The organism is Aquimarina sp. MAR_2010_214, from assembly GCF_002846555.1.
Lineage (GTDB): Bacteria > Bacteroidota > Bacteroidia > Flavobacteriales > Flavobacteriaceae > Aquimarina.
This window is the reverse complement of record NZ_PJMS01000001.1, coordinates 4,695,339-4,707,906: the sequence shown is the minus strand read 5'-3', so window position 1 is coordinate 4,707,906 and position 12,568 is coordinate 4,695,339. Positions and strand designations below refer to the sequence as shown.

At 34.7% G+C, this 12,568-nt stretch carries 7 protein-coding genes; 3 read left to right on the top strand and 4 right to left on the bottom strand.

Annotated elements, in window-relative coordinates; all coding sequences use genetic code 11:
- Window positions 1-26 precede the first annotated feature (26 nt).
- From ATE84_RS20015 to ATE84_RS20005, 3 genes are all read left to right on the top strand, one after another.
- Window positions 27-1,052, top strand: a complete 1,026-nt coding sequence (locus ATE84_RS20015) for a DinB family protein (protein WP_101449653.1) — start codon at window positions 27-29, stop codon at window positions 1,050-1,052.
- Between the two features lie 53 nt (window positions 1,053-1,105).
- Window positions 1,106-2,770, top strand: a complete 1,665-nt coding sequence (locus ATE84_RS20010) for a S8 family serine peptidase (protein WP_101449652.1) — start codon at window positions 1,106-1,108, stop codon at window positions 2,768-2,770.
- Between the two features lie 74 nt (window positions 2,771-2,844).
- Window positions 2,845-3,999, top strand: a complete 1,155-nt coding sequence (locus tag ATE84_RS20005) for a DinB family protein (RefSeq protein WP_101449651.1) — start codon at window positions 2,845-2,847, stop codon at window positions 3,997-3,999.
- A gap of 1,051 nt (window positions 4,000-5,050) precedes the next feature.
- Here the strand turns inward: ATE84_RS20005 and ATE84_RS19995 are convergent.
- The 4 genes from ATE84_RS19995 to ATE84_RS19980 are packed head-to-tail and all read right to left on the bottom strand — an operon-like array spanning window position 5,051 to window position 12,296.
- Entirely contained in the window at window positions 5,051-6,502 is a 1,452-nt protein-coding gene (locus ATE84_RS19995; protein ID WP_101449649.1) for an alpha-amylase, read from the bottom strand.
- 28 nt (window positions 6,503-6,530) lie between these two features.
- Complete coding sequence (locus ATE84_RS19990) at window positions 6,531-7,643, bottom strand: SusE domain-containing protein (protein WP_233195853.1); 1,113 nt, start codon at window positions 7,641-7,643, stop codon at window positions 6,531-6,533.
- A gap of 31 nt (window positions 7,644-7,674) precedes the next feature.
- Window positions 7,675-9,357, bottom strand: coding sequence for a RagB/SusD family nutrient uptake outer membrane protein (locus ATE84_RS19985; RefSeq protein ID WP_101449648.1), 1,683 nt, complete (start codon window positions 9,355-9,357; stop codon window positions 7,675-7,677).
- An 11-nt stretch (window positions 9,358-9,368) separates the two neighbouring features.
- On the bottom strand, window positions 9,369-12,296 hold the full coding sequence (locus ATE84_RS19980) for a TonB-dependent receptor (RefSeq protein WP_101449647.1): 2,928 nt from the start codon (window positions 12,294-12,296) through the stop codon (window positions 9,369-9,371).
- Window positions 12,297-12,568: the final 272 nt, after the last annotated feature.

Below are 12,568 nucleotides of genomic sequence, written 5' to 3'. Positions count from 1 at the left end.
ACTTCATAAATCAATAAAAAGCAAGTATGCTTCCTGAAAAAATATCCCAAAATTGGACTTCGTTTGTACAATCCATAGATATTAATTCCCAGCGGAAACTGAAGTTTAGATTACAAGCTTCCGTAAAAGTTTTTCAAAAAAGCAAACAAAGTTTAGCAGGATTATGGGTTCGAACTGATAAAAAAGATGGTTCTGTTGGTTTTTTTGATAATATGGAGAACAGACCTATTATATCTAATCATTGGGAGGTTTATACTATTGAAGGCGAAATAGATCAACACACTTCAATATTTAATTTTGGAGGAATCTGTTGGTATAATGGAATATTTTGTTTTAAAAACTTTAAGCTTTTTATTCGGTATGACACCCAAAATTTTACTGAAGTAATATTAAAAAACCCTTCTTTTGAAAATATAGCTCATCAATTATCAATTCCAGGATGGAAACAAGGAATCGGTATAAAAGAACCTATAGAAGTTCAGGAATATACTTTAAATTCTATCAAAGAAAAAAACAAAAATACTTATCTAAAGATAGAAGGCAATGACATAATAAATATTGATAAAATAAAAGAAGAATACTCCCCAAATATTGGAACCTTAATAGCTATGTTTTATAATCTGGATGATCGATTAAAAAAAGCTGTACAAGAACTCAGTAGTAAAGAAATAGATTACTTTCTTAACCCAAAAACAAATAGTATTGGTGCTTTAATAATACATCTTGCAGCAATAGAAATTTCCTATCAAGTTGATACTTTTGAGGATCGTGAATTTAATGAGGTAGAGCAACAAAAGTGGGAAACAGCCTATTATTTAGGGGAAGCCGCGCAAAAGGAATATAAAGGATATGAAATAGATTATTATTTAGATATTCTAAGGCAAGTACGTAAAAAAACACTGATTGAATTTAAGAAACTTAATGATGAATGGTTAAAGGAAGCTACATTAAATTCTATATATGATAATCATTATAAATGGCTTCATGTTCTTGAGCATTACTCTTACCATATTGGACAAATCATAATGCTTAAGAAATTAATCGAAAATTAGATATCATAAATATTTTTCAACTAATCGGAAAACACTTTTACAAACACATCTTTATGAAAATTATAACTACTTTTTTGTTTTGTATTAGCTCAGTTTTCGGATATGCCCAGAAAGAGAAAAAACAGTTGATCTCACAAACATATAGTGGAATAACCAAACAACAACAACTTACCGAAGAAGAACTTAAAAGCTGGCATCGTAAAGATATTAGCAACGATACAATTCCTGGGGTAAGTTTGGATAGGGCATATACAGAATTATTACAAGGTAAAAAAGCACAGGAAGTAATTGTAGCTGTTCTAGATACTAAACTTGATATCTACCATGAAGATATAAAGCAACAGATATGGGTAAATACCGATGAAATCCTTGATAACGGAATTGATGATGATCACAATGGATATATAGATGATTGTAATGGGTGGGATTTTTTAAGCAATACCAAAGGAGAATATCTTAGATATGAGCATTTCGAAATGGTAAGAATTGTTAGAAAGTATGATGCTGTATTTAAAGATAAATCTGAAGAAGACATCCCCAATGATCAAAAAGATAAATACAAATTATATCACAAGGCCAAAAAGGCACTGCATGGATATATTGATGAAGAAAAAGATTTTATAGTATATGCAAATCATTGGTTAGACACCTATCCTAAAGCTAAGAAGAATTTAAAAAAGTTATTTCCAAAAGAAGAGTATACGATATCACAATTAGATAGTATCCTAAATACAACCCAAAAAGATAGTTTGATACAATCCTATACAAAAATGATAAAAGCAGCTATCAAATATGACTTAACACCAGAGTTATATAAAGACTATCTAGACCAGACAGAAGAAGGGCTAAAAACAACTGCTAATGTAGATTTTAAGGAACGAGAGATTATTGGTGATAACCAAGAGGATATGTCTAACATACACTACGGGTCTAATCAAGTATATGGAGAGGTGCCTTTTCCGCATTCAATTTCGGTAACAGGAGTTCTGGCAGCAACACGAAATAACGGTATAGGAATTAAAGGGTTTTCTGATCATATAAAAGTCATGCCTGTAGTTATGGTTGCTTCTGGTGATGAGCACGATAAGGATGTGGCAGTAGCTATTAGATATGCTGTAGATAATGGAGCTAAAATAATTAATATGAGTTGGGGTAAAGATTTTTCTCTTCACCAGGATTGGGTACAGGATGCTATACGTTATGCAGCAGAAAAAGATGTAGTTCTCGTTAATGGTTCGGGGAATGATGCCGGAGATATCGATATAAGGAAGCATTATCCTAGTGATTATATAAATGATAAAGAAATTGTAGATAATTTTATAATGGTAGGGGCTAGTAGTTATACTTTGGATAAAAAATTAAGGGCTTCTTTCTCTAATTATGGAAAAAAGAATGTGGATCTTTTTGCTCCAGGTAACAAAATGTACACTACTGACATTAATAATACATATGATTTCTCCAGAGGGACTTCAATTTCAACTCCAGTTGTTTCTGGTATTGCTGCTTTAATCAGATCTTATTATCCAAACTTACGTGCCATGCAGGTAAAAGAAATACTTATGAAATCTGGAGTTTCGTATAACATAGATATAGAGATCAAACAAAAAGATGGTTCCAAAAAGCTAGTACCTTTCTCAGAACTCTCAAAATCTGGTAAGATTGTAAATGCGTATAATGCTTTATTAATGGCAGAGCAAATATCAAAAAGTAAGAATTGATTTTTATTTCTTTTATAATAAGCCTATTAACTATAATATCAACATTTATTTAATACACAATTTAACTCAAAATAATGTTTTCAAAAACTCTTAAAATCGTTGTAACTGCTCTAATTTTTATATCGAGTACTACAGTAGTGTCACAAACCACAAAAGAAATAACCCGAGAGTGGGTGGCTTTTTTTCAGGAAGTAGCAGTAAAAACTGATAAAAAAGTTAAATTTAAGCTACGAGCAAACCTTAAAACCGTTGGCCGTAAAAGTAATAGTGCAGCAACACTTTACGCCCGGATAGATAATAAAACGGAAGAATCGGGATTTAGGGAAAGCGTGCAAGATAGTGTCTTAAACAACCCTAAATGGACTCCTTATGAAATAGAGGGGCATTTTGATGAAGCTGCAGAAAAATTGACTTTTGGCGCTTGGGTAGTTAGTGATGGTGAGTTTTATTTTGATAATTTTGAGCTCTTCTTCCAAAAAGAAGGAGGCAATTATGAACCCGTAACTATTGCTAACCCTGGTTTTGAAGAAAAGGTTCAGAACGATAATATCCCAGGATGGCTACAAGATGTCGATAAAGAAAAAAATATTAAGAAAGTAAAAGGATATACATTTCACTCTAGTGATGAGGCCCAGAATGGTAAGCTGGCTATAGTGGTTCGCGGGGATGGAGTAGAGCATAGTCAAGCAAGTAATATTAATGCAGAAGAAGGGTTTACACCACAAATTGGGACATTGGTTTCTATGCTTAATAATTTGAGTAATCGGGTAGAACGAGTGGTTAAAGATCTTGATATACGACAGACAGACCATTTATTGGATGAAAAAGCAAATAGAATAGGTGCTTTGATTATGCATCTTGCTGCAGCAGAAAAAATATATCAAAACCTTACTTTTAAGCACCGTAGGTTTAATAAAGAAGAAAAAGAAAAGTGGCAAACAGGCCTTAGTCTTGGAGAAGAAGCTAGAGAAGAATTTAAAGGAAAACCTATTACATATTATCTTGATATTTATAAAGAGGTACGAAAAAAAACAATTGAAGAATTAAAAAAACGTAACGATGAATGGTTAGAACAATCTTGGCCCGGTTCTACTATGAATAATCATTTTGCTTGGTTTCATGTCATGGAGCATCAATCGAGTCACTTAGGACAAATTTTGATGCTAAAAAAACGAATTCCGGAAGAAAAAAATGATATTAAACTACCAGAAGAAAAAGTAAATAATTAAAACAACAAACAACCATATTTCTCCTGTACTATAACGGTTTCTTGTGTTTTTAATAATTGGCATTTTACAGCTTATAGAGACTACAATTAATAAACAAAATCATTTTTGGCATCATGATTGGTTATATGTATTCATAATGACAACAAAAACAAATCGTTATGAAAAATAAATTACTATTAAAAAGTGCATATATCCCTAAGAGGAAGACTGATAATCCAGTAGATTGGATGCAGTATATCAATGCAAAGAAGCGTGAGATAAGATACGGGACACACCATCCATTATTGGTTAAGGTCTAGTTTCTGTTATGAATGCATATTGATTTGTCATTCAACTTAACTCGGAATAAATTAAAGTAAAAACTGGGATCCACTTTGAAGCAAAGACTTTATTATGGATCCCAGTCCTGTTTTTCAAGGGGATGACAAGAGGTTGGAATGATAATGTGGAGAGGTAACAGAGCAAACGCTCGTCAGTTCGAGACATCCAATAAAAATTTTATCTAGTGAAAGATAATGACGTTTAAAAGCAGCGCTTTTCAATTCTTTTTTCACCAGTATAAGATTTGTTTTTCGTTTGCAACATCTATGAAGCCTTGGAAAGATTTTAGCAAAACAAATTTGGTTTTCAGTGTAACTGAAAAATACCTTGAAAAAAACGCCTTTTCTTTTGTTTCGTTGTCTTTGGGCGAGCAAAGAAAATGAAAAGAAGGTTGAGTTGAAAGAAAAGAATTTAATCAAAAGTTGGATTACGTTTTGAAAATCAGAACATTATAAATACGTCAATGGTAGTGTTTCGACTATAAGGAGAAGTGTATCGAGAACTAATTCGCACTTTCATTTTCAATTACATCTCGATAGCTCAGCTGAGCTTGTCGAAGCACATTTTATACTTACGCTATGCTCCACTATAAAACACTCGATGAGACACAGGCTGGGATGACAAAGTTATTGGAATAACAATTTATAGGACTGTGGGATGATGATAAAAAAACACAAAAAAAAGAGTGCTGAAAAGCACTCTTTTATGGTTTATGGCTAATGCATAAAATTTACTCCTTGGTTACAGACCATATGGCATACCCTCCTGCAGGCGCCTGTAGTGTAGCGTTACCTTCTGCATCTGTAGCAGGAGTAGCTCTAGAATTGTCGGTATAGTCAACTAGGGTTCTATTTGCCCAGTTTGTTTTTACTACTCGTTGTTTTGTTTGATTGCTAATATTCATATATAGAATTAGTCCTGGGTTGTCACCATCACCACTTCGTTTCATAATATATTCATCTTTGCTAGCTTCGAGTATCTCAACGTTACCAACGGCTAATGTTGTATAGATCTCGATGAGTGTTTTAAGTTGCCCTTTGAAAGCTTCATAGTCAAGATAAAAAATAGTTGGATAACCATCATGAGTAAGAATATAGGAATAGGCCAGTAGTTTATTGCCATAGCTAATTCTATTCTCGGGATTATCATCTTTTTCGGTATCATGATTAGCAACAAACGTAACAGCTTTACTTGGATCTAATTTTCTAAGCATATTATTGGCTTCACCTAATGCAGTAAGATCATTTGATCTGTCTAGAGTTTCATCTAATCTATAGAAACATGCAAAATCAAAGGCCGGAGACCCAGATGCGTCTACCCAGTCTTTTAGCACCTGTTGGTTTCCGTCAAAATTTTCTCCTACAGAGAATCCTCCAATTTTATCATTCCAGGCTTTAACCCATTTAGGAGCAAAACTCTTTACGTAGTCAAAACGCCATCCATCAAAACCTAGAGTTTTTTTATAAAATTCTGCAACAGAATCATCTCTACCCCATAACCAATCTTGTACATATTGTTGATCATGACAAAGATCTGTTTCGGCAAAGAATAAAGCTTGATCATCATGATCATGAATATCATTAGGGTGAAAATGTTCGTTAGAACGATTGAATTTACCAGAGGCATTTCCGTTTGATTCATTAAATAGAGAATACACTTCAGTACCACCACGAAAAGGGTTTGCTTGTTTTCCTCCTCCAGAGTTATGGCCCATTACGATATCGGCAATCACTTCTATATCATTAGCATGTGCTTTTTGGATAAGATCTACTAATTCTTGCCTGGATCCAAAACGAGTCTCTACAGTACCGTGCTGATCAAACTCACCAACATCAAAATAGTCAGAAGGGTCATATCCCATTGAGAAACTACCTGAAGCACCTTTTCCCGGAGCAGGGAGCCATATTCTATTAATCCCCGAAACTTTATAGTCTTCAATCCTTTTACTTACTTGATTATACCATTCTCCCACAGGTTCTACATCCCAATAAAAAGCCTGCATGAATACACCTGCATTTTCTTTTTTAAGTGCTGCCAAATCCATTTTTAAAGACTGACTTGTGATTATAGGTTCTGCATTGTTTGCAGAATCATCATCATCAGAGCAACTGATCAATCCAAGAACCAGTCCTCCCAAAAGGAGGATGGTTTTGGATGATATATGTGTTAATGTTCGTTTCATTTTAACTTTTTAAGTGAGTACAGATTTATTATTGAAGGATAAAAACATAGCTTCCGTCTAAGTCATTGAACCATACGTTGTATGTTCCGGCAGTTACTGGTATATTGGCTCCTCCCATTGTTCCATATCCTGTTATTGCAGTATCTGCACCCCAGTTTGCATCCCAAGCGTTATTAGCTCTAAATTTTGCCTCACCGTTTGTTAATACAATTCCATTGATATACCATAAGTGAGGATCGAAAGTAGATTGAGTAAGATCGGTATCGTTATCCCATCCTGCTGGAGTAGAATCACCTATAATACCAATACCTTGGGTGGTATAATTAATTGCACTACCAGCATCAAATGTATTAGCGGTATAGGTTAAATCCTCAATATTTACATTAAGTGTATAATATCCTTCTGCTGCAACAGAGAATGTATCCGGATCAGAACCAAGAGTAGCACTACTGGCTAAACTACCACCGCTTAATCCCCATTGTGGTTGCCATCCACCTAATACTTCTAAGAATTTGAATGCAATATCACCGCCACCTAAAAATTTACCAGTGAATTTAAATACATTTTGGTTACTAGGATCTCTTACTAGTGGAGGATTGTTGTTGTTATTCTCCCATCCTGCTGCAGTTGCATTTCCTACTAAGAAAAGATTTTTTTGAGGAAGCACAGTAGCATAAGGAGTAACTGTTATAGAGGTTACATTAGACTTTATAGAACTTCCTCCATTTGTCCCGATAGAAGAAATCACACGTAGATCTATTGCTCCTTCTTTATTAGGTTCTATACTTAATCCGATTGCAAGGTTGTTAAGTTCTCCAATTGTCCAGTTATAAAAACGATCACTGGTAGTAGCAATAACAGCCGGGTCTAAGGTTGTTTCAAAATTTGTACCTCCTAATCCAGCTTCTATAGTATAAGTGATAGGAGTATTGATATTATATTTTGCATCTTCCCAAACTAGTGTAAAGGCACGTTGATCTGCCAAATCTTTAACAAGACTAACTGTAGTATTAGCAGTTACTATTAGGGGCCCTTCTGTTTGTCCTTTCTGAATAACAAATGTTGGTTCTTCATCTTCTACACACGCATTAAAGCAAAGTGCAGTGATACATGCAAAAAGTAGTATTGATATTTTTTTCATGACTGAGTAAATTAAATTTGTGATTGTTGTTTTAGAATCCAGTATTCTGTCCTAGATTAGGATTAGCAGCTCTACTGGATGCCGGAACCGGAAATAGTTTAAAATTATTTGAGATTGAAGATCCATTAGGTGTACCTCCTTTATATCTCCAATTATAGGTTCCCCCAGTATATTTATCATATCTGATTAAATCTTGTCTTCTGTGAGCTTCCCAGTATAATTCTCGTGCTCTTTCATCAAGAATAAAATCCAGGGTGAGTTCCGAATCCGTAATATTTCCAGACATATTTCCAGACATATTTCCAAACGCTCTTTCTCTAAGGGCATTTACATACCCCAGAGCAGTAGCTCGATCACCACCACCATTTCTAAGATGAGCCTCTGCATACATTAAATATGCATCTGCTAATCTGAATAAAGGAAAATCAGTATCGGCAAATCTTGTACTTTGTCCGGCTTCACCTGTTGATTTTATATTAGAATATTTAGCCACCAGGTATCCTTTAGAGAAATCAGTAAAATCAGAGCCTATTTCGATAGGTCTGTCAACAGGAGGATCAGTATTTGCAGGGTCAGAGCTAATATCCTGGGTCACCAAAGTATTTCTATTATCATTTTGAAATACCGGATCGGTAACAAATAACTCAGAGAATTGTTTTCTGGCTCTATACAATGTTGTAAACCCTTGAACTCCTAAAGAAGCAGGAGTAGGTTTAAAACCATCTGCATTTTGTTGTCCTTGTATGATGATCGATGCACCACCAAAATTTCTTACGTTAGCACCATCACCAACAATAGGAAATATGATTTCGTTTTGGGCACCATTAGTGTTATTATCTGCATTAAAGTTATACAGATAATTAGGTGTTAGCGAATACCCGCTATTAATAATTTCCTGAGATGTTTGTAAGCAATCTGCATAACGACCATTACCAGCTCCTAAATACACTTCTGCATTTAAATAGATCTTTGCCAAAATCATTTTTGCCACTCCTTTATCAGCACGCGCATAGTTTTGACTTGGGTTTACGTCTAATAAATCTGCATTTGCTTCTAGAAGCTCTTTTTCAATATAATCAAATAACGCCTGACCCTTAATTTCCTGAACTCTTATAAATCCTACCTGATCATTTTCTGTTGCAAAAGGGGCACGACCATATAGATCCATAAGATGATAATAAGCTAGTGATCTTAATACACGAGCTTCTGCTCTAAAAGTTTTAACCTCATTTCTGAGGTCTGCAGATACACCTCTCTCATCTAATTTGGCATCTGTGGTTTGACGCAAAAATTCATTGGCTAGAGAGATTTCAAAAGTTGCTCTTGCCCAAAAACCAAGAACAATAACATTATTGGCATCCCATGTATTTCTCTGGATCTCGCGTATGCCAGGGTCATTTTCATATGACCATATTACTTGATCGGTAGATACGTCTTGCATGCTGAATAAACCTCGAACATATTGACTTGTTCCGGCATCGATACCTGCAAGGTTAGATTGATCAGGATCGCCACTAGCATTAACATCAAGACCAACTAATGATAAGTTTGCATATACTCCGCCAAGGGCCTTAAGGTAATCTTCTCGGGTATTAAATACATCACTCGCAAGTAAATCATCATCATCTTCTAATTCGATATCCAGATCCCCTTCGCAAGAGGTAAAGATACCTATGGATAGAAATGCGTATAAAAAAATCTTATATAATTTCATTTCTTAATTTTTTAATATTTATAGTTTAATCCTAGTAAGAGTGTTCGTCCTCTTGGGAAAATCGTTTTATCTACGCCATTATTTTGAATTTCAGGATCTAATCCGGAATAATCTGTAATTATAAATGCGTTCTGCATCCCAGCCCATAATCGAAGACTGGATACACCTTTCATAAGATCTTTAAGAGTGTATCCTAATGTAATGTTGTCCATTCTTAGAAATGAAGCATCTTCTACGTAGTAATCAGAAAGAATAACATCTGGAGTATTCTGAAAATTAGTATCTAAAATTGATGCTGGCGTATTATTAAATACAGTTCTAAATATATTGCCTCGTTGCGCATTTTTTGATGCTACATTATTGTATACTTCCCCTCCAATATTAGCTCTCATACTAAAACTAAAATCAAAATTCTTATAGTTTAAACTGGATTGAAGCCCCATTATTAAGTCTGGAGTACCTTTGCCAGAAATATATCTGTCATTATTATTAATGACTCCATCACCATTAAGATCGGCATATGCTCCTTCTATAGGTTTGCCATTGGTATCATAAATTTGTGCATAGGTAAAGAATGAGAAAGGAGCTTCTCCTTGTCTATGTATCTGGATTGTATTACCTGTACCGCCTTCAATATCAGTGGTTAATATGTCTTGACCAAATGCTAAGCTTTCTATTTCTCTATCTATGAATGTTGCATTATAGCTTACATTCCATTTTAGGTTGCTATTTCTAATAACATCGGCAGTAATAGAAAACTCGATACCTTCTGTTATAAACTTACCTATGTTCTGAAATCCCTGGTTAGAGAAGTTGGCAGCATCGGGGATCGGTGCCTGAGAAAGTAAATCGTCTGATTCTTTTCTAAAGACATCGATTGAACCACTAATTCTATCGTTCCAGAAACCGTAGTCTATACCGATATTGTATTCGGTTATTTTTTCCCACTCGATATCTTCATTTCTAAATTGTGGTTGCACAATATTGATGACCTGACCATCAAGGATATATTGTGTAAGAGGACTACTTCTTCTGTATCGCTCCAGATATGCGTAGGCTTGATCAATATCTTGCTGACCAGTAATACCATATCCCAAACGTAATCGTAAATTACTTACCGTAGAAGAATTTCTAAGAAAATTCTCTTCGCTTATTTGCCATCCAAAAGATGCCGAAGGAAAATATCCCCATCTGTTATCTTCTGCGAATCGTGAAGTACCATCTCTACGTATGGATGCAGTTAAAAAGTATTTGTCATTAAATTTTAAGTTGGTTCTTAAGAAATATGCCAGTAGTACTTCGTCTGGATCAATAGTTCTTTCTGGGAAATTACCAGGATCACGCTGATCTCCTGTTTCATATTTATCTAATTCGAATTTTTGATATGAGTATCCTCCTGTAGCTTCGATATCTAATCGACCAAAAGTTTTGTTATACTTAAGGTAAGCATCTAGAAGTCGGTTTTTTACTAATAGATCTGTATCAGATTTAAAACCTAAAAATTCACCCAAGTTTGCATTAAAACCGGTTGCACTTTCGGTAGAGCGTTCCTGGAACCTATCCGTTTCGCTATCATCTATTCCTAAATTTAATACAGCGCGTACATCAGGAAAGAAGTGTAATTGATAATCCAGTTTTATATTACCAAAATACCGTCTTACGTTAGCGATCTCTTTTGTTTGTAATAGTTGAGCCAGAGGATTTCTCTGAACGTTGTTTGAGGCAAATCCAGTACTAGAATCTCGATATTCAAAAAAACCTCCGTAAGGCGAACTTGAGTCAAGGACTGGCTGAGTTGGATCAAAAGTAATAGCAGCTCCTTCTACATCTGGTGCAAACCGGTTTTTTTCAAAATTTAAGTTAGCATTTACATCTATTTTTAAGTGATTATCAAATAATCGGGGATTCAAAGAAAGAGATGTAGTTGTTCTTTCAAACTTAGATGTTTTTCTAAGCCCTTCCTGATCTGATCTTCCTATGGCAATTCTTGTAGGTAAGACTTGCATAATAGAACCACTCACCGATAGGTTATGATCTGTTGAAAAAGCCGTTCTATAAATTTCATCTTGCCAATCTGTATTTGCAGTACCTAAATCAGCAACACGAGTTGGGAAATTTTCTGCAATAAATGCTCTATACTCATCTGCAGAAAAAACATCTACTGTTTTATGTATACGAGTGGCACTAGTTTTAGAATCTAAACTGATTTGCAAGTTCTTTTTCCCTTTTTTGGTTGTGATAATGATCACACCATTCGCACCACGGTTACCATAGATGGCAGCTGCCGATGCATCTTTAAGAATAGAAAAAGACTCAATGTCGTTGGGGTTAATTGAAGAAAGAATAGATCTTGAACCATTGGCTAAATCTCCTGGATCATTTAGAGGTAAGCCATCTACAACAATTAATGGGTCATTAGATGCGTTTAATGATGCTCCACCTCTGATTCTGATTTCAGAATTAGCGGCAGGACCACCGTTAGTGTTAATGGATACACCGGCAACTCTACCATTAAATAGGTTTTCGGGAGTAACATTGTTCCCTGTATTAAAATCCTCTGATGTAACCAAAGCAACAGATCCAGTTAGATCTTTTTTTCTGGTCGCACCATAACCGATCAATACTACCTGCTCGAGTTCTGCAGCATCTTCTTCTAATATGATAGCTATAGTAGCCTGACCACTATATACCACTTCTTGAGGTATAAATCCAACATAAGAGAATACGATAATATCCTCATTGTTGACATTGTTTATAGTATAGTTACCATCAAAATCAGAGGTTATTCCGTTTGTGGTTCCTTTAACAATGATATTTACACCAGGAATGGGCTGACCACTTCCAGCATCAGTAACTGTCCCATTAACAGTTGACTGTGCAAAAAAGCTCATTGGTATCAACCATAATAAAAACAATGCGCTTTTGGTAAATGTTTTCATAAAATTAAATTAGTTTTTGATTGTTTTACGTCTTATATTTTCACTTTCTGCAACCAAAGTATGTAAATTTTGTGTTAATTTTCTGTCAATTTGTAGTCCGAACCTTACTCAAACGTTTGCGTGTGGAAAACTTTTAGAATTCTATCAGAATTTTAAGTATAATTCTGGTTATATGGCATATTTTGATGCTTACATTTGGTTTTTAATTAAAAGTTCAGATGACTCCTATAAGATAAGGATAATGAAAAGGCTATACATATCGATTTAAGATA

Bases quoted from the DNA above. Each gene is read 5' to 3' on its own strand.
- ATE84_RS19980 (WP_101449647.1), bottom strand. From the start codon at position 12,296: ATGAAAACATTTACCAAAAGCGCATTGTTTTTATTATGGTTGATACCA.
- ATE84_RS19995 (WP_101449649.1), bottom strand. From the start codon at position 6,502: ATGAAACGAACATTAACACATATATCATCCAAAACCATCCTCCTTTTG.
- ATE84_RS20005 (WP_101449651.1), top strand. From the start codon at position 2,845: ATGTTTTCAAAAACTCTTAAAATCGTTGTAACTGCTCTAATTTTTATA.
- ATE84_RS19990 (WP_233195853.1), bottom strand. From the start codon at position 7,643: ATGAAAAAAATATCAATACTACTTTTTGCATGTATCACTGCACTTTGC.
- ATE84_RS19985 (WP_101449648.1), bottom strand. From the start codon at position 9,357: ATGAAATTATATAAGATTTTTTTATACGCATTTCTATCCATAGGTATC.
- ATE84_RS20010 (WP_101449652.1), top strand. From the start codon at position 1,106: ATGAAAATTATAACTACTTTTTTGTTTTGTATTAGCTCAGTTTTCGGA.
- ATE84_RS20015 (WP_101449653.1), top strand. From the start codon at position 27: ATGCTTCCTGAAAAAATATCCCAAAATTGGACTTCGTTTGTACAATCC.